The organism is Micromonospora wenchangensis (assembly GCF_002210435.1).
Classification (GTDB): Bacteria; Actinomycetota; Actinomycetes; order Mycobacteriales; family Micromonosporaceae; genus Micromonospora; species Micromonospora wenchangensis.
This window is the reverse complement of the sequence record NZ_MZMV01000005.1, coordinates 137,180-156,409: the sequence shown is the minus strand read 5'-3', so window position 1 is coordinate 156,409 and position 19,230 is coordinate 137,180. Positions and strand designations below refer to the sequence as shown.

Annotated in this window: 11 protein-coding genes; 5 read left to right on the top strand and 6 right to left on the bottom strand. The window is 70.5% G+C overall.

The window, feature by feature from the left end:
• Window positions 1–37 precede the first annotated feature (37 nt).
• From B5D80_RS04550 to B5D80_RS04545, 3 genes are read left to right on the top strand one after another with little or no spacing between them, the layout of a single operon-like run.
• A complete protein-coding gene (locus B5D80_RS04550; RefSeq protein WP_088642486.1) occupies window positions 38–1,486 on the top strand; it encodes a B12-binding domain-containing radical SAM protein in 1,449 nt (482 codons plus the stop codon).
• A 30-nt stretch (window positions 1,487–1,516) separates the two neighbouring features.
• Complete coding sequence (locus tag B5D80_RS33620; RefSeq protein ID WP_169733034.1) at window positions 1,517–2,314, top strand: hypothetical protein; 798 nt, start codon at window positions 1,517–1,519, stop codon at window positions 2,312–2,314.
• Window positions 2,311–4,143: a B12-binding domain-containing radical SAM protein gene (locus B5D80_RS04545; RefSeq protein WP_211291392.1), complete on the top strand. Its 1,833-nt coding sequence runs from the start codon at window positions 2,311–2,313 to the stop codon at window positions 4,141–4,143. Before B5D80_RS33620 ends, B5D80_RS04545 begins: the two co-directional genes overlap by 4 nt.
• A gap of 57 nt (window positions 4,144–4,200) precedes the next feature.
• On the opposite strand, the gene B5D80_RS04540 is transcribed toward B5D80_RS04545, so the two are convergent.
• The 4 genes from B5D80_RS04540 to B5D80_RS04525 are packed head-to-tail and all read right to left on the bottom strand — an operon-like array spanning window position 4,201 to window position 12,183.
• Window positions 4,201–6,015 (bottom strand): non-ribosomal peptide synthetase, encoded by a 1,815-nt coding sequence (locus B5D80_RS04540; RefSeq protein WP_088642485.1) that lies wholly within the window; start codon window positions 6,013–6,015, stop codon window positions 4,201–4,203.
• On the bottom strand, window positions 6,012–7,922 hold the full coding sequence (locus B5D80_RS04535; protein WP_088642484.1) for a condensation domain-containing protein: 1,911 nt from the start codon (window positions 7,920–7,922) through the stop codon (window positions 6,012–6,014). The genes B5D80_RS04540 and B5D80_RS04535 overlap by 4 nt, the downstream gene beginning before the upstream one ends.
• Window positions 7,919–8,896, bottom strand: a complete 978-nt coding sequence (locus B5D80_RS04530) for a TauD/TfdA family dioxygenase (RefSeq protein WP_088642483.1) — start codon at window positions 8,894–8,896, stop codon at window positions 7,919–7,921. The genes B5D80_RS04535 and B5D80_RS04530 overlap by 4 nt, the downstream gene beginning before the upstream one ends.
• Window positions 8,893–12,183, bottom strand: a complete 3,291-nt coding sequence (locus B5D80_RS04525; protein WP_088642482.1) for a non-ribosomal peptide synthetase — start codon at window positions 12,181–12,183, stop codon at window positions 8,893–8,895. The genes B5D80_RS04530 and B5D80_RS04525 overlap by 4 nt, the downstream gene beginning before the upstream one ends.
• 228 nt (window positions 12,184–12,411) lie before the next feature.
• Here B5D80_RS04525 and B5D80_RS04520 point away from each other — a divergent pair, with 228 nt between their 5' ends.
• The gene (locus B5D80_RS04520; RefSeq protein WP_211291391.1) at window positions 12,412–14,031 is read left to right on the top strand and encodes an amino acid adenylation domain-containing protein; all 1,620 of its coding nucleotides are present in this window, start codon (window positions 12,412–12,414) and stop codon (window positions 14,029–14,031) included.
• 140 nt (window positions 14,032–14,171) lie between these two features.
• Here B5D80_RS04520 and B5D80_RS04515 read toward each other — a convergent pair whose 3' ends face one another.
• A complete protein-coding gene (locus tag B5D80_RS04515) occupies window positions 14,172–15,182 on the bottom strand; it encodes a methyltransferase (RefSeq protein ID WP_088642481.1) in 1,011 nt (336 codons plus the stop codon).
• 9 nt (window positions 15,183–15,191) lie between these two features.
• Entirely contained in the window at window positions 15,192–15,698 is a 507-nt protein-coding gene (locus B5D80_RS04510) for a phenolic acid decarboxylase (RefSeq protein WP_088642519.1), read from the bottom strand.
• Between the two features lie 353 nt (window positions 15,699–16,051).
• On the opposite strand from B5D80_RS04510, the gene B5D80_RS04505 reads away from it, so the two are divergent.
• Window positions 16,052–19,198 (top strand): amino acid adenylation domain-containing protein, encoded by a 3,147-nt coding sequence (locus B5D80_RS04505; protein ID WP_088642480.1) that lies wholly within the window; start codon window positions 16,052–16,054, stop codon window positions 19,196–19,198.
• The last annotated feature ends 32 nt before the right edge of the window (window positions 19,199–19,230 follow it).

Genomic DNA, 19,230 nt, shown 5'->3' with positions numbered 1-19,230 from the left:
ACGGGCGAAAATGCGGGTATCATTCGTTCACACACCAATGTCCACCGTGCCGGTCCCGCAGCGTAGGTTGTTCTGGCGGAATTTCGACATCCAGTACCACTCGGTGCACCCGAACCTGCGGCACATGAAACGCAACATGTGGGAGCTGCCACACTGGGCGCTCTGGCTCGGCGGGGTCCTGGAGGCCCACGGCTATTCCGACATGGGCGTCCTCGACCTCTACACCGATCCGGGCACCTTCAACGCGCCGGGCCGCCTGGCGAAGGACGTCGTCGAAAAGGCGGCCCGCGACAACCCGGCCGACGTCTATCTCTTCTCCCCGATGACGGTCAACCTCTGCTACGCGTACGAGATCTCCACCGTCATCAAGCAGGTCCACCCCGCAGCCACGGTGGTCTACGGGGGCGTGGTGGCGACTCCGCTCGCCCACGAGGTCGCCGCGCACCCCAGCGTGGACTACGTCGTGGTCGACCGGGGTGAGCGCGCGCTGCCCGCACTGCTCGACGCGCTGCGCGACGGGCGGGACGTGGCGACCGTCGGCAACCTGGTCTACCGGGACAGCCACGGCAGGACCAGCCGGACCGCGATCCGCTATCCCGACGTCGCCCCCGCCGACCTGCCCTTCCCGAAAATCGACCTGTTTCCCGCCAGCAGCGGCGGGGACATCAGATATCTGCGGCAGGTCTACGCGCTCGGCTGCCCGTACCAGTGCACGTTCTGCACCATCCAGACGATCGGCCGCCGGCCCGGATACTTCCCTATCGAGCGGGTGCTGCGCGAGATACGGGCGTACCGCGCGCACTACGGCGCCCACCACAACATCTACTGGGGTGACGAGACTTTCACCCTGCACCCGGAACGGACGCTCGAACTGCTCGACGCACTCGACCGGGAGGGCGACGTCCGATACGATTGTCAGACGCGACTCAATTGCCTCACCGACGATCGGGTCCTGCGTAAACTCAAGAGCAGCGGCTGCCAGTGGATCGAGATCGGCCTGGAGACCGCGTCACAGGACTCGCACCACACGCACAAGCACCACATGAACCTGGACACGACCATCGAGACGCTGAAACGCGTCCGGGACGCGGGACTGGCCACCTGCGCGTTCACCGTCAATGGGTTTCCCGACCAGACGCCGGACGACATGGTCCGCAGCATCGACTGGATCAGCGACCTGATCGATCAAGATTTACTACAGGCCACCTACCTGTTTGGTCTCGTACCCTATCCGGGAAGCGGCATGTACCAGAATCCCGAGCGATTCGGTATGAAGATCCTGCACCGCGACTTCAGCCTGTACCACGAGGACCTGCCGCCGGTCTACGCCACCGACAAGGCCACACCGGACCAGATCTACCAGGTCTTTCTCGACGGGCTGGATACCTTCGCCCAGGCCATGGACAAGCGGCCGTACTTCAGTGACGTGCCGCCGGTCGGCGATCTGACGGAGTACGGCGGGTTCTGGGCGGACGCCCATGTGTAGCGTTCCGCGGCCCCAACGGACGGGAGCATGATGACTTCTTCCCCCTGGCGCGTGCTGGCCGACGGCAGCGCCGGCGTTGTCCTCACCGTCGCGTTCGAGGCGCGGCGCGGTGACCCCGGATTCGCGGACCTGGCCTCGTACCTCACCGGGTACCGGGTGCTTGAGGCGGTGCCGCCGGCCACGACCGTCACCGAGGTCACGGAGTACGGCAGCTACATCGAGCCGTGGTTGACCGGCGCACTGGCGGACGGCTCGTCAGTCGTCGGCGTCCTGGGGCACTGCGCCGGGGCGCCGCTCGCAGCCCGGCTCGCCACGGCGATCCGCCGGTGCGGGGCTGCCGAGCCGGCTCTCGTCACGGTGGACCCGGTCCTCGTGGACAGCCGGATCGCCGCGCAGGAATACCGCCGGGCCGTCGACTCCCTCGCCGCCCAGCTCACACCGGAGGAGTTGGCGGGCGCCCGCGCCGTCGGCGCCGGTACGGGGCCGACGACGACCGGCCGGGCGTTGCTTCCGGTGCTGGTCGCCCTGGAGGACGCCTACCGGACGGCCCTCGCCGCGGCCTGCCGCACCGTGCGCGTGCCGGCCGCGATGCGGCAGCAGCTCGCCGACCGGTTCTCCGCCTATCTCGCCTACCTCGCCGCGTCGTCACTGTCGGCCGACGAACCGCAAGCGGTGGCACCCCTCGGAGCCCTGGTGCTCTCCGGCACCCAGGACGCCGAGTACCCCGCCGGGCTCCTGGTGGGCGCGACCACGTTCCCGACCGACCGACCCCGGCTGCTGGCGGACGCGGACGTGGCGGCATTCATCCTGAAGGTCCTCGGGCCGTGACCGGCGCGCAGGAGCGCATCCGCCGGGAGCGGGCGGCGCGCATCGCACGGGACCTCTCCGAGCACGAGCGGGGATGGCGCTGGTACCCCGGGGACGGTCTGGACCCCGGTACGGTCTCGGCAGAGGCGATGCGGCGTGAGCTGGACCGGGATCGGGAACTGGTCGAGCGACTGGGCACCGCCACCGGGCCCGAGGCGGATCGGCTACGGCACCGCCTCAAACACTTTCCCGTCCTGTTCATCAGCGCGCCCCACGTGGAGGAACACGCCACCGGAGCCTTCCCCGGCATGCCGACTCCGCTGTTGTACGCCACCTGCCTGCTCGACCGTATGCTGCGCATCGACGAGTTCTGCGGCGACCGGGTGCCCGAGGTGGTCGGCGTGCTGAACCCGCCGGCGTACAGCGACGCGTTCGAGAGGACGCTCGTCGAGTGCGTTGCCGAACACCTTCCCGTGGTCGTCGGCATCAGCAACCTGTCGGAGGGTCACCACTTCGCGCTCCGCATCGCCGAACTGGTCAAGTCGGTCTCGCCGAACAGCATCGTGCTTCTCGGCGGGCAGCACGAGGATGCGGTGAATCCCGATGCCTACCGGTCCACGTCGGAGCGGGTCGGTGCGATGGGCGATCGCCAGCGGGAGGTGCACCGCTCGTACTCGTTGACGACACGGCAGTTGGACCGGCTGGCGGCCCTGCAGACCTTCGCCACGGAGCGGGAACGCACGATCGTGGACATTGTCTTCGCCGGGGACGCGGTCTTCGCCCTGCCGGAGCTGCTCGCCGTGGTCGCCGAGAGTCTGCCTGTCGACGCCCGCGCGCTGCGCAAGAGACTGCTCGCCGACCGGGCGCGCTTCGCCGCCCTCCCCGGGGTCGGGCAGCTCGTCCTCGTCGACGACGACACCCAGCTCATCACGTCGATTCCGCTCAGCGGAGTGCCGATCGACGGTAACAAGCTGCCGTTCATCGACGTGACCAGGATCAGCCACGAGAACCTGTTCTCCGTCTTCGGCAACCGGCCGACCGCCCAGGTCATGGCCGCTCTGGGCTGCAAGTACTCGTGCTCGTTCTGCCACGAGTCAGCGGATGCCTTCCTCTACAACCAGCCGAAGATCCGGCAGCGTACGCCCGAGCACGTGATGCGGGAGATCCGTCTCAGGATCGACCAGGGCTTCGACGCGGTGTTCTTCGACGACAGCACGTTCACCCAGAACCGCCGCTGGCTGTCGGATCTGCTCACGATGCTCGAAGCGGACCGGGCCGCCGGACGGCGGTTCGAGTGGGGCTGCCAGACCACCGTCAACGACGTGGACGAGGGGCTGCTGCGCCGGATGGGCGAGTCCGGGTGCAGCTACATCTACTTCGGGGTGGAGTCGGCACAACCGGACGCGGTGCGGGTCCAGAAGGTGCAGCAGTTGCGGCTGCTCGCCGAGCCGACGGACTGGACGGAACAGTTCCGACGGGTTGCCCGCTGGTGTCGCACCGCCGGCATCCGGGTCGGCACCTCGCTCCAGTTCGGTCTCGGCGAGACCGACGAGCAGCGGATCCGGACGCTCCAGCTCGTCGCGGACCTGCATCGGGAGGGATGCGTGCCTGACGGTTGCGTGGCCCTGAACCTGAACAGCCCGTATCCCGGCACCCGCCAGTGGCTGGACCTGATGCGGTCGGACGCGCCGTTGCCCGACTACCGCGACAAGCTGGAGCGGCACCCGGCCTTCGAGACCGCGCACCAGTTCTCCGCGATCACCGGCGAGGCCGTCTCCGACCTGTACCACCTCGCCGCGGACATCCTGGGCTCCGCGCTGCACCAGGAAGCGGTCCGGACGCGGCAGTGAACGGGCCGTCCGGACGAGACACCGCAGCGTCCGGCCGGCGACCGCGCCGGGTCATGGCTACGACCGCTCCGGGACCTGTTCCAGGGTGTCGGCGAGGCTTCGTGCGGCGAGGATGCGCGTGTAGCGCAGTTCGATGCCCACTGCCCTGCACCGGGCGGCCAGCTTCATCGCGGCGATCGAGTCTCCGCCCAGGGCGAAGAAGTCATCGTCCAGCGAGACCTCGCCCAGCTCCAGCACGTCCCGTACGCACCGCAGGAACTGTTCCGCCACCCCCTCGGGATGCCGGCTGGTCGGTCGCACCGCAGGCCGGGGCGCCGCAGTGACCGCCAACTCGGCGAGGGCGGCCCGGTCGAGCTTGCGGTTGGCGGTGAGCGGCAACGCGTCCAGCACGACGAACCGGTGCGGCAGCATGTAGTCCGGCAGCGCCTCGGCGAGCGTGGCGCGCAGCCCGGCCGGCTCCAGCCGGACGTCCCGCTCCGGTACGACGAACGCCACCAGGGCGTCCCCGGGGGAGGCGACCTTCACGACGGCGGCGGAGCGCACCGCACCGGTCGCCAGGACAGCGGCCTCGACCTCGCCCAGCTCCACCCGGTACCCACGGATCTTGACCTGGTCGTCGGTTCGTCCCACCACCACCAGGCGCCGCTGGTCGTCCACCCGTACCAGGTCGCCGGTACGGTACGCCCGGGTGTCGTCCGGCAGCGTGACGAAGCTCCGTTCGGTGAGTTCGGGCAGGTTCAGATAGCCGCGAGCCAGGCCGGTCCCCCCGATCAGCAGCTCACCGGCGTCGTCCGCCGCCTCTCCCGGCTCCGTGGGTAGCAGCGTGATCCGGGTGTTCGGGATCGGGCCGCCGACGGGCACCGGATCGTGGGCGGCGTAACTGTCGAGGTGGAATCCGGCGGACTCGTCGAGGCGCAGGAAGCAGCGCCCGACCACCGTCTCGGTCGGCCCGTAGTGGTTGTAGATGGCCGACCCGGGGAAGATCCGGCGCAGGGTCGACACCTGGTGCGCCCGCAGGATCTCGCCGCCGACGACGACGAACCGTGGCCCGGGTGGCGTCGGCCGCCCGTCCGTGGCGGCGTCCAGCAGTTCGGCGTGCGAGGGGGTCACCCGGACGAGGTCCAGCCGGGAGTCCTGGAGCAGCCGGGCGAGGACCTCGTGGTCGGCGTCCGGCGGCGCCAGCGCGAGGCTTCCCCCGGTCACCAGCGGGAGGTAGACGTTGGTGACGGAGAAGTCGAACGCGATCGAGGTGTGCAGCAGGCTGTTCACCGGTCGGCCCCGCGAGAATTCGCTGATCAGCCACTCCAGGTAGTTCGCCAGTCCCTGACGTTCCACCAGCACGCCCTTGGGCCGTCCGGTGGAGCCCGAGGTGTACATCACGTACGCCAGGTCGCCCGGGCCGGCGACATTCTGGTCGACGGGGCCGTCTGCGGCCTCGTCGAGCGAGACCGCGCGGTAGGAGCTGCCGGGTATCCGGCGGTGGTGCCCGGGTCCGGTCAGCACGATCGCCGCCGCCGCGTCGTCGATCATGAAACGGAGCCGTTCGGGCGGTAGCGTCGGTTCGAGTGGCAGGTAGGCACCGCCGGACTTCAACACCGCCAGCAGGCCGACGACCAGTTCGGGTGACCGCTGCGCGTACAGGCCGACGACCTGCCCCGGGCCGACACCGAGGTCACGCAGTCGCCGGGCGAGCCGGTCGGCGCGCTGGTCGAGCTGCCGGTACGTCAGACGGGTGTCGCGCGTGGTCACCGCGACGGCGTCCGGTGCGCGCTGGGCACACCGCACGACGAGTCCGACGACGTCCGCGACGGCCGGCGAACCGTCAGTGGTGACGGTGGTCTGCCCGGTGCTGGGCGGCGGCAGCTCGGTCATCTCGACTCGCGCTCCAGTTCCGTCAACATCTCGGCCAGATCGTCGTCGACCTCGTCGGCTGCCGGCCGCCCGGTCAGTTCCGCCGCGAGCCCGGCAACCGTGGGGTGCAGGAAGAAGTCGGCCAGGCTGAGGGACGCGCCCAGACGTTCCTGGAGCAGGGTCACCACGACGGTCGCCAGCAGCGAGTGCCCGCCCAGCACGAAGAAGTTGTCGTGCCGGCCGACCTCGGCGAGGCCGAGCACTTCGCACCAGATCGCGGCGATCGGTGCCTCGGTCGCGTCCACCCCAGCGGTGGCGTCCAGCGTGTCGGCGGCCCCGGCGGGACGTTCGGGCAGGTAAGCCGGCACCAGGCTCCCGTCCGGTCGCTGCCGTACCAGCCGGCCGGTACGTGTCCGTCGGTCTCCGACGACGGTCCACAGCTCGCCGGGCATTCCTACCGGCGCCGGTCTGCCGTGCGGGTCGAGCACCTCGTCGTGGGCGTCGCCGACGGCGGGTCCGGCCAGCGCGGCGACGTCGGGCACCCGGTCCGGGGCGGCCTGCCCCACCGCGGTCACGGCCGCCCGGTCACCGTACGGTGCCAGCTCGCGGATCGGTCGGTCCGGGTTCCGGCCCAGGTCGGCGAGGATGGCCAGCCAGCACTCGGCGAGCGCCTCGACGGACGGGCGGGCGAAGAGGTCGGTGTCGTAGTCGATCCGTCCGGTGAACCGCTCCCCCGTGCGGGCGACGGTGCACACCAGGTCGTAGGTGGAGTTCTCCCGGTCGACCTCCTGCACCGTGGCGATCAGACCCGGCAGGGACAGCTCCGCTGCCGCTTCGGTGATCATCTGGAAGACCACCTGGAAGATCGGGTGCCGGTCCGGCCGGCGTACCTCGCCGTGGGCCGCCACCACCTGTTCGAACGGTACGTCCTGGTGGTCGTACGCGTCCTGGCAGGTGTCCGAGGTGTGCGACAGCACCTCGCGGGCGCTCTGTTCACCGTCGAGCCGGATCCGGAGGGCGAGCATGTTGACGAAGGCGCCGATGAGTTGCTCGACCTCCGGCCGGTCGCGTCCGGAGGTCGTGCCGCCGAGCACGATGTCCCGCTGGCCCGTGCAGCGGTGCATGAGAATCGCGAAGCCGGCGAGCAACGCCATGAAGACCGTGGCGCCCTCGGCGCGGGCGAGTTCGCCGAGCCGCGCGGTCACGTCGGCGTCGATGGCGAAGCGGTAGCTGTCGCCCTGGTAGGCGGGCCGGGCCGGGCGCGGGTGGTCCGTCGGCACCGCCAGTTCCGGCGCGCCCCGCAGCTGCTCCCGCCAGTAGTTCGCGCCGCGCTCCCAGCGTCCGGTCCGCAGCATCCGGTGCTGCCAGGTCGCGTAGTCGGCGTACTGCAAGCGCGGCTCGGGCAGGCAGGCCGGCTCTCCGGTGTGTTCGGCGCGGTAGAGCGCCGCCAGTTCGGTGAGGAAGATGTCGACGGACCACGCGTCGGCGATGACGTGGTGGAACGACATCAGCAGCACGTACCGGTGTGGGGCGGTGTGCAGCAGGGTGAGGCGCAGCAGCGGGGCGCGGGCGAGGTCGAACGCACGCGTCGTCTCCTGGTCGGTCAGCGCCCGTACCAGTCCCGTCGTCGGCGCGCCGTGCCTCGCCAGGACGTCCCGGATGTCGATCACGCGCAGGCGCGGCACCCGCTCGGTGATGAGTTGGCGCAGGCTGCCGTCGACCGTGGCGAAGCAGGTCCGCAGGCTCTCGTGCCGGCCGGCGATGCGCCGGACGGCCAGGTGCAGCGCGGTGACGTCCAGGTCACCGCGCAGATCGAGGGCCCGGGTGATGTTCTGTACCGCGCCGTCCGGCACCAGTTGGTCGAGGAAGTGGATCCGACGCTGCGCCGAGGACGCCGGGCTGGCGGCGACCGGGCCCGGGCCGGTCATGACGGCGTCTCGACCGTCGTGACCGGTTCGGCCATGGCGACGGCGATCCGGCGGGGGCCACGGAACGGTTCGCGTGCGTGCGCGGTCAGCATGTTGTCGATGACGAGCACGTCGTCGCGTTGGTAGTCGAACCGGGTGCCGGCCGCGCGGTAGCAGTCGCGGACGTGGCCGATGACGTCGTCCGGGATCGCGCCGCCGTCACCGAAGTAGCTGTTGCTGGGCAGGCCGTCCTCCCCGAACATCTCCAGCAGGCCGGCGCGGACGTCGGGCCCCAGGGTGGTGACGTGGAAGATCGCGGCGTGGTTGAACCACACCCGCTCGCCCGTGTGTGGATGCCGGTGGACGGCGTCGCGGACCGAGGTCGTCCGCAGCCAGTCCTGGCCCCGCCACTGCGCCTCGATGCCGTGCTCCGCGCAGTAGCGGGTGACCTGGTCACGGTCGGTGGTGTCGAAGACCTTCTGCCACGGCAGGCCGACGTCGGGGGTGAAGTTGCGCCGGACCATCCACCTCCGCCGGGTGAACTCCTCCAGCACCTGCGGGTCGAGTTCGCGCAGCACGGCGCGGGTGTCGGCCAACGGTGTGGCGCCCCGCTCCAGCGGCGGCTGTAGGCAGTGGAAGTACAGCGTCATCGGCCAGGAACTCTGGTAGGAGTTCTCGTTGTGGAAGAAGATCTCCTCGGTCGGCGGGTAGTCGGTGGAGGTGTAGATCCTGCCCTTGATGGTCGACCGGGGAGAGGAACGTTCCGCGTACGGCAGCGGGTCACCGGACAGGACGCGTACCGCCGCCTCGAAACCGTCGACCCCGCCGACGTCGAAGCCGCGCAGCAGAACCGCGCCGTCGGTACGCAGCCGCTGTCGGATCTGCGGGGGTTCGGCCGCGATCCGGTTCGTGAGGCTCTCCCCCGGGCGGTCGCTGCTGATGACGTACGGCAGGTCCACGGCGTTTCCTTCACTGCCGGCCGCGGGTGGGCTCATGGTGTTCCGCCCGCCTGGTGGTCGATGAACTCACGGGCCGCCGGGACGATCTCGTCAAGCCGGTCGGCGTCGCGCCCCGTACGCTCGCCCTCGGCGTCTATCCTCGCGGCGACCTGCGCGATCGTCGGTCCACGGAAGAACTGCCGGAGGCCGTAGCCGGTGCCCCACTCGGCGCGCACGCGCGCCAGCAGCCGCATGGCCAGCAGGGAGTCGCCGCCGGTGACGAAGAAGTCGTCGTGCACACCGACAGGCCGGTCGTGCAGCACCCGCGTCCAGAGCCGGGCCAGCCGTCGTTCGGTCGCAGTACGCGGCGCCGTGGCGGCGTTGGACAGGGTGATCTGCCGGCCGGGACGGCTCGTCAGGGCCCGACGGTCCGTCTTGCCGGTCGCCGTGGTCGGCAGCGCCGGCAGTACCACCAGACGGTCGGGCAGCATGTAGTGCGGAAGCGTCGCGCGCAGCGTCGGGTGCCAGCCCCCGGTCTCGACGTCATCGGCAGCGGCGACGTAGGCGTGTATCCGGCGGTCGGTGGGATCACCGTCGTCCACCACGGCCACCGCGTCGCGGACGCCGGGCAGGCGTCGCAGGGCCGCTTCGATCTCGCCCAGCTCGACCCGGTACGCGCGGATCTTGACCTGCTGGTCGGCCCGCCCGAGGTACTCGATCCGCAGGCCCTGCGGGGTGGTACGCCACCGCCCCCGGTCGCCGGTCCGGTACATCCGCGCGCCGGGCCGCGTGCTGAACGGGTCAGGTAGAAAGGCAGCCGCCGTCCGGCCGGGGTCGCCCAGATATCCGCGCGCCACCGTGGGGCCGGCGATGAAGATGGTGCCGGGCGTGCCCGGCGGCACCGGCCGCAGCGCCGGATCCAGCAGGTACGCGGTCATGCCCGGCAGTGGCTCGCCGATGAGTACCGAGGCGTCGCCCGGCCAGTCGGGCGGGCAGACGAAGTAGGTGCTGTCGACGGTTCCCTCGGTGAGCCCGTAGCAGTTGACCACCTGGGTGTCGGGTCCGCCGAGCCGCCGGATGCCGGCGAGTTCATCGGTGGACACGGTGTCGGACCCCACGATGACCAGGCGCAGACCGCCGAGGTCCTGGCCGCTGCCGCGCAGGTGCCCGGCGAGCGCCCGGAGCACCGGCGGTACGAAGTCCGCGACCTCCACCCGCTCGTTGCGGACCAGGGCGAGCAGCCGGTCGGGTGAGAGCAGGAACTCGCGGGGGCAGATCACCAGCTTCGCCCCGGACGTCAGGGTACGGACGAGTTCGCCGAGGAAGCCGTCGAAGCAGAAGTTCGCCATCTGCAGGTGCGACCGGATCCGGCCCTTGAGTCCGAATGCGTGCTCCCACGCCATGCACGTGCTCAGCAGACCGGCGTTCGTCGTCATGACGCCCTTGGGTCGGCCGGTCGACCCGGACGTGTAGATGACGTAGCTCAGGTGTCCGGAGGTCGTGGTGCGCGCCGGCCGGCTGGTCGGCAGGTGGCCGTACCCGGCGTGGTCCGGCTCGACGACGAGTACCCGCCGCCGGTCACCGGCGAGGTCACCGGCAAGCTGCGCCTGGGTGAGCAGCACGGTCACGCCGGCGTCGTCCAGGATCACCTCGCGTCGGGCCGCCGGCATGTCGATGTCGATAGGCACGTACGCCGCACCGGCCTTCCAGACCGCCAGCACGGCGACGATCGTCTCGGCGGAGCGTTCCATCAGGATGGCCACGCGTGTCTCCGGCACCACACCGAGCTGGCCGAGGCGGTGGGCGAGCTGGTTGGCCCGCCGGTCCAGTTGCCCGTAGGAGAGCCGCACGGGGCCGCAGACGACCGCCTCGGCGTCGGGGTCGGCCTCGACCGTCCGCTCGATGAGATCCAGCACCGACGTCGCCTCCGGTGCGACGACGGACGGCCCGGTCGACGCCGTGGCGACCACGGCCCGTTCCGCCGGGGTGAGCAGGTCCAGGTCGTCGATGCTCGCGTCCGGCCGCTCGCACATGGCGGCGAGTACGGCCTGCCAGTGGTCGGACAGGCGGTCGATCGTGGTGCGGTCGTAGCGGCTCGTCCGGTACCTGGCGACGAGTTCCAGTCCGCTGCCGGGTGTCTCCACGGCGTCGAGGGTCAGGTCGAGCTTGGCCAGGCCGATCTCGACCTCCGTCAGCGTGGCCAGCAGGCCGGCGAAGGTGTGTTCCCGGCCGGTGCCGGTCACGTACTGGAACATGATCCGGAAGAACGGACTGCTTTCCAGGTCCCGGGTGCCACCCAGCGCGGCGACCACCGTGTCGAACGGGATCTCCTGGTTGTCGTAGGCGGCCAGGCAGGTGTCGCGGACCCGGGCCAGGGACTCTCGCACCGTAGGCGCACCGGACAGGTCGGTGCGTAGTGCCAGAGTGTTCAGCAGCGGCCCGACCATGTTCTGCACGTCCGGGTCGTCGCGCAACGCGATCGGCGTGCCCACCGTGACGTCGCCGCGTTCCAGGTAACGCGACAGGGTGATCTTCAGACCGGTCAGCAGCACCATGAAGATCGTGACCCGCTCGGCGCGGGCCAGGGCCCGTATCCGTACGCAAAGGTCACCGGCGACGGGATAGCTGGCGTGTCCGGCGGCGTGGCCGCCCGCACCGCTCGTCCTGTGGTCCGGCGGTAGGCAGGACTCGTCGGCGACACCGTCCAGTTGACTGCGCCAGTAATCGAGTTGACGGTCGTGTTCTGCGCTCGTCCGCCATTTTTCCTGCCGCGCGACGACGTCCGAGAATTGCAGCCGAGGTTGCTCCGGAACTATTTCGACGCCCGCCGCGATAGTGGCGTACAGGTCGCGGAAGTCGCGGAACACCAGGTGCACCGACCAGCCGTCGGAGACGATGTGATGAACACCGATCAGCAGCGTGTGCCGATCGTTTCCGGTACGAATGACGGCCGCTCGGAACAGTGGGCCGCGGTGGATGTCGAACGTGCGGTGCGCGAGTCGGTCGACCAGGTCGTCGGCCGCCGCAGCACGTGGTTGGGCCGGCACCGCCGACAGGTCGACGAACGGCACCACGGCCGCACCGTCGGCGGTCGACGTCGCGACGACGGGTTGACCATCCTCCGCCGGAAAGCTGGATCGCAGGACACGGTGACGGCCGACGACCTCGCGCAGCGCCCGGACCGCGACCGCCGGGTCGAGCGGGCCGGTCAACCGGATCGCCGAGTAGCTGTTGTAGACCGGGACGCCGGACGTGATCTGGTCCAGGAACCAGAATCGGCGCTGGCTCGCGGAAACCGCCGGCGGTGGCGACGGCGTCTCCGTTTTTTCATCCGAACGCCGCATCAATCAGCCTCGCCCGTCCTGGTCGCCGCTGGAATCATGAGGTGAACGCTCATTGACCGGCACCCACTCGGACACCGTTATCGGTTCCGCCACCGTCGAAGTCCGTCAGGGACCACGATCGTGAAGACCACCCCAGTACAACAAGGCTCGCGGAGTTTCGTCAAGGCCCCGTCCACACGCCCGGGAAGCCCTCAGCCAAGATCAGCGATCCGTGAAAACACATTGGCGTTGGTCGAGTCCTTCCGGTGCCCCGACGGCTGGACGCCGGCGTTGGTGACGGTTAATCTGATTCGCCTACGGACGTTCGGGGGCGACGTGGAATCGATCCGGCTCGTGGGTGCCGACCTCGCCGCCGGCAAGCCGATTCTTCCGCTGCTGGACGCCGCCCTCGGTCGTTTCGGGAGACGGCCCGCCGTGTCCGACACCGACGGTTACCTGACCTTCGCGGAGTTGGACGCCGAGTCCCGTGGCCTGGCGGCGGAACTGCTGGCGGTCGGCGTGGGCGCGGCCCAACGGGTGGTCATCCAGGCCACGACGTCCCGGTGGGCGATTGTCGCGATGCTCGCCGTGCTGCGGGCCGGCGCGCAGTACGTGCCGGTCGACCGCCTGTTTCCCCGTCAGCGGCAGGAGGACGTGATCGCGGCAAGCGGCGCGAGCTGCCGCGTCGTCGAGTCCGGGCAACCTCACGAAGGCCGCTCTCCCCTACGGATCACGGGTGCCACCGCCCGGTCGTCCGAACCGCCCTCCGGCGTCGGTCCGACGGGGCCGTCCCCGGCGTACACGTTGTTCACCAGCGGCTCGACCGGCACGCCGAAGGGCGTGGTGGTCACCCACGACAACCTCGGATACTCCACCCGGGCCCGCATCCGGTACTACCCGGAAGCACCGTCGACCTACCTGCTGTGCTCGTCGATATCCTTCGACAGCTCGGTGGCCGGCATCTACTGGTCGCTGGTTACCGGGGCGCACCTCGTCATCCCGGCTCGCAACCCGCTGGACGTCGAGGCCATCGTGACGGCCGCGTACCACCACCGAGGCTCCCACATTCTGCTGCTGCCCAGCCTCTACGAAGCGGTGTTGGACACGGCCGGCCCGGGGCTGCTCGACAGTCTCCGCACAGTCATCGTCGCCGGTGAGCCCTGCCTCCCTCGCCTCGTGCTCCGTCACTTCGCGCAACTGCCCGGCGCGGCGCTCTACAACGAGTACGGACCGACCGAGGGCACCGTGTGGTCGATGGTCCACCGGTGCCGCCCGACCGATGCCGACGGCGCCGACGTGCCGATCGGCCGGCCGATCCCGGGGACCACCGTGCACATCGACCTCGACGGTGGGCGGGCCGGTTCCCCCACCGGTGAGCTACGCATCTCGGGGCCGGGCGTCGCGGCCGGATACGCGACCGGGACCGGTGCAGTCGTGCCCTTCCCCGTCGTCGACGGAACACGCAGCTACCGGACCGGCGACATCGTCGGTCTGGACGCCGAGAACCTCGTCCACTTCGGCGGCCGTACCGACAGTCAGCTCAAGATCGGCGGATTGCGGATCGAGCTGGCCGAGATCGAGCAGGCGATCGTACGGCGTACCGGGGGGCGTCCCGTCGCCGTCGGTATCGCCGGGCGCGGCTCGCCCGTTCCCGGTCTCGTCGCCTTCGTAGCCGGTGCCGACGTCGGCGAGAGCCTGCCCGCCCTGCGCCGGCTGCTTCGCGACGACCTGCCACGCGGTGCCGTGCCCGCCCGTTGGCAGACCGTCGAGCAACTGCCGCGACTGCCGAACGGCAAGCTCGACCGGGCGGCGGTCGACCGGATGGCCGCCGATCACCTCCGGCGTCCGTACCCCGCCGAGGGTTGGTAGACGCAGCCGGACCTGAGACGGGGACCGTCCGCGGCGAGCAGAGGGCCCTTTGCGCCGTGGCGGTCCTGCCACGACGCGGCCAGGACCCACACGGTCACCAGCAGACCCGGGCCAGGACCGCCCGGTCGTTTCTCGACCGCTCAGCGCGGTCGGCCCTCGATGATCGACAGCCAGCCCGGCTCCGGCTTGGCGATGACCCGGGTCAGCCGGAGGCCGGCCGCCTCGAACAGGGCGGCGAACTGCGTCCTGGTTCGCTCCCGGCCGGTGAACGAGGCCAGGATGACCAGGTCGATGCTCTTGCCCGGATGGGCGGCGTCACCGTCGGGCAGGACGGTGTCCAGTGCCACCACCCGGCCGTCCGGGTTCATGGCCCGCCGGCAGTTGCGCAGGATTCGTACGCACCGCTCGTCGTCCCAGTCGTGCAGGATGTACTGCAACGCGTAGACGTCCCCGCCGGCCGGCACCTCGTCGAAGAAGTCGCCGGGGACGGCCGTCCAGCGGTGATCGGCGCCCAACGTGGCAAGTTCGTGTCGGGCGACCACATGGTGCTGGTCGAACAGCACGCCGCGCCAGCCGGCGTGCCTCCTGAGCACCTCCAGCAGCAGGCGTCCCCGGCCGCCGCCGACGTCGACCAGCACCCCGGTGTCGGCGAAGTCGTAGATGGTGGCGAAGCCGCGACTCTCCAGCTGTGAATACTGCGCCATCCCCGGGTCGAACTCCGCGGCGGCCTCGGGGTTCGCGGCGAGGTAGTCGAACAGTGGCCGTCCGAAGATCTGTTCCACGGCCGGCACACCGGTGCTCACAGCGCTGCCGAGCTGCCCGACCGGTTGCCAGAAGGTGGGGTTCGTGACGAACACCATGGCCTCCCGCACGGAGGTGGGGCAGTCGCTGCGCAACGCCTCGCCGAGCGGGGTGAGGTGGAAGCGACCGGCCGCGTCCTCGTGGAATATGCCGCGGGTGGCCAGGAGTCTCAGCACCCGGCGTAGCCCGTCGGCCTGGGTGGCGGTCCGGGTGGCCAGGTGTTCGACCGTGCGGGGGCCGTCGGTGAGGTGGTCGGCGACACCGGTCTGGGCGGCCACCCGCAGGGCCCCGGAGAACACGTATCTCAGGCCCTCGTCGAGCAGGAAGGCCGCTGACTTCTCCGCGTCCATGGCTCCCCCTCACGGGTTGCGGCGGTCGGCGTACCCGGCGGGAAGCTGGTGGGGAGGGCGGTCGATGACGGTGTCGTCGTCGGTGCCGCAGGATTCGACGAAGGTGATGTCGGCGAACTCGGCGACGACGTGTACGGGGTACGTCGGTCCGTCGTCGCGGTATCGACGCATGCGTTCCAGGTGGTCGTTCTGGAAGAGCACCGTACGTTCCGGGTGTTCGTGTACCCAGCTGGGGAAGAAGATGACGCCGCGCAGTCGCCGCCGCTCCGGCATGATGGTGACGCACACCGACGTGCCGGTGGGCTCGGTCCACGACACTGCGTAGACGTCGGGTGCGAGGGCCGCCAGGTCGACCTTCTGGTCCTTGACCCACCGCCCGCCGACCATTCCGGAGTGGATCCGGTAGTCGATGGTGGTGGCGTTCTTCACGTACATCTCGTACTGCCATCCGTTGGCGTAGGTGTAGATCAGGTGTCGGCCGACGATTCCCGCCACCTCGACCGGTGTCCGGGTCACTGGTTCCTCCCCTGCGTCGGGCAGGTCGACGACGGCCACGACAGGGGAGGTGTCGGGGCGGTAGGTCGGGCTGCCGGGTGGTCGTGCCGTAACCGGCGGGGGGTGATGGCGGTCCGGCCGTGGCTGCGACGGTACGTGTCGGTTGCGGTGGCAGGGACCAATTCCCGTTGGAAGCAAATCCTGCCCGGTATGGGGGTCCAACCGGGTGTGCCGGCCGGGAGCCGGTCCGTTCCTACCGTGGCATCTGCCGGTGCTGCCCGGGTCCGAACGCTCAGGCCCCACGCCGCGGTTGTGCGCAGCGTGCCGCCCGGTTGACGGGTACACCGACTTCTCCAACGACCGGATGGTGACGGATGTCCACTGACGAGGAAGCTCCCAGCGGGACGATGGCGGGTGCGACGAGCCCCGGTGACGCTCCGGCGGGCGGCCCTGTCGACAGTGACCGGCATCCGCGTCGGCGCGCGGTCGACGACGTCTCGGCCACTCGGGCGGCGGCCACGACGGTCGACGGGCTGTTCGACCGGACCGCCCGGCGGACGCCGGCTGCGGAGGCGGTGCGGGCGGGCCGCGTCAGGTGGACGTACGAGCAGCTCCGGGTGACCGCCGACCGGATCGGTGCCGCGTTGACGTCCCTGGGGGTGACCCGGGGAACCGTGGTCGGGCTGGTCGGCCACCGTTCGCCGGAGGCCTGTGCGGCGATGCTCGGCGTTCTCAAGGCGGGTGCCGCCTATCTCCCGCTCGATGACCAGCTGCCACCGGCACGGCTGGCGCGCATGGTCGAGATCGCCCGGCCGGTCGTGGCCGTCCGGCTGCCCGGCAGCCGGGACGTCGTGGACGACATGGTGCGCTGCGTCGACTACCCGGTGCTCACGGCGCACCGACCCGTGACCCCGACGCGCCCGGCTCACACCGGCGCCGATCCCGCGTATCTGATGTTCACCTCGGGTACCGCCGGACGGCCGAAGGCGGTGATCGTTCCGCATCGCGCCGTGCTGCGCACGGCAGTGGACAATCTGTTCCTGGAGTTGGGCCCGGGCGAGCGGATGATGCACGGCGCGACGATCTCGTTCGACGCGGCGACGTTGGAGCTGTGGCTGCCCCTGCTCAACGGTGCCAGCGTCCTGATCGTCGACAACGAAACCCTGTTGTCGGCTGCGGGGTTCCAGCGGTGGCTGGGCGAGAACGAGCCGACGGCTGTCTTCCTGACCACCGGGCTGCTGCATCAGCTCGCGCACGAGCGGCCCGGGATCTTCGCCGGCGTGCCGCATCTGCTCACCGGGGGTGAGGCGCTGAATCCGCGGCTGGTGCGGCAGATTCTGCGACACGGCCCTCCGGGCCGGTTCGTCAACGGTTACGGCCCGACCGAGGCCACCGTCTTCGCCACCACCCACACCATCACCGCGGTCGCCGAGGACGCCCCGGACGTTCCCATCGGCCTGCCGATCGGTAACACCTCCTGCCTGGTTCTCTCAGCCGAGGGCAGGCCGGTGCCGCCGGGTGTCGATGGCGAGTTGCACATCGGCGGCGACGGTCTGGCCCTCGGCTACCTGGGCGACGACGAGCAGACCGCCCGCTCGTTCGTGACGGTGCTCGTCGACGGCGTCGCGCAGCGGCTATACCGCACGGGGGATCTCGCCTGCCGTGACGACGACGGTGTGCTGCACTTCCGGGGCCGTCGGGACGATCAGGTGAAGGTCCGCGGCAACCGGCTGGAGCTCGACGAGATCAGGCATGTCCTGAACGCGCACGAGGCTGTGACCGACAGCGCGGTGGTCACGGTCGAGGACGCGGTCAGTCGGCACGTCGTGGCGTACTACACGTGCACCGATCCCGCCCCGGACAGGGCAGAGCTCCGCCGTCACCTGGCCCGTGACCTGCCGAGGTATGCCATCCCGTCGGCGTTGCACCGGCTGCCGGTGTTGCCGCTGACCCCGACCGGCAAGGTCGACCTCGACCGGCTGCGGTACGTGGCCACCGTGGGTGCTCCTCCCAGCGGGGAGACCGGGCGTGCGGACGGCGGGGACGTCGCGGCGCGGGTGGTGCAGGCCTGGTCGCTGATCCTGCCGCAGGGTGATCCGGCGTCCGACGAGGACTTCTTCGGGCAGGGCGGGGACTCGCTGCGTGCCGCTCAGCTGGTCAATCGGATCGTGACGACCCTGGGGATCGATCTGGCGCAGAGCCGGCCGTTGCTGCACCGGCTGCTCGCCGACCCGGGACTCGCCTCGTTCACCGGTGCCGTGTCCGATGCCGTGAACGGCGCGCTGGTCGTCGAGGACACCGCCGACGACCGGTGGCGGCGCGAGCTGTACCTGCACCCGACGGTGCGGCGGCGCGAGCGGGCGGACGTGGCCGCGTCCCGGCGTCCGCCGGGCCGGATCCTGCTGACCGGCGCCACCGGGTTCTTCGGCTCGTACCTGCTGCGTGGCATTCTGCGGCACACCGGTGCGGACGTCGTCTGCCTGGTCCGGGCGGACGACGACGACCATGCCCTCGCGCGGGTCCGCGACGCTCAGCGACGGTACGGGCATCGTGGGGCGTTGCCGCCGGGGCGGGTCACCGCGGTCGCGGGCGATCTGCGTCGACGTCACCTCGGCTGGTCCGACGGGCGGTGGCGGGAGCTCACCGGCACCGTGGACGCCATCCACCACAGCGCGGCGCACGTCAACTTCGTGTACCCGTACGAGGAGCTGCGCCCGACGAATGTCGACGGCGTGCGCAACCTCATCGAGTTCGCGATGAGCGGCCGGGGCGTCGCGTTGCATTACGTGTCCACCATCGCCGTGCTGGCCGGCTTCGGCTCCGCCGGTGCCCGCCGGGTCGGTGAGGACGAGCCCCTGGAGCATTTCGGCCGGCTGTCGATGGGCTACCCGGAGAGCAAGTGGGTCGCCGAACAGCTGCTGCGGCGGGCCGCGGCTGAGGGGCTACCTGTCGTGGTGCACCGCCCGTATGAGATCACCGGTGACAGCGGTACCGGGACCTGGAACACGGAGGCGGCCATTTGCGCCCTGTTCAAGGCGATCGTGGAGATGGGCAGCGCGCCGGAGATCGACCTGCCGCTCGACTTCGTGCCCGCCGACTACCTGGCGGCGGCGATCGCCTTCCTGACCGGCAGCGGGGATTCGGTGGGTCGGACGTACCACCTGACCAATCCCCGGCCGGGACGGTTGTCGGACATGGTCGGCCGCATGCGGGCGCGGGGGCACCGCATCACCGTCATCCGCTACGACCAGTGGGTCAAGGAACTGGTCGGTTTCGTCGACGCGCAGCCCCGACATCCCATTGCGGCCTTCGTGCCGATCTTCACCCTGCCGGCCACGGGCCTCGACCTCACCGTGAAGGAGCTGTACACGCGCAGCGTGTTTCCGGAGCTCGACCGGTCACACGCCGAGCGGGACCTCGCCGACCTGCCGTGGGCCTGTCCCCCGACCGATTCCGCCATGCTCGACCGTTACCTCGACTACTTCGCGCGGGTGGGGTTCATCCCCGACCCGCCGGGGTGACGGTCGGCGACGCGAGCACCGCCCGTGGGAGT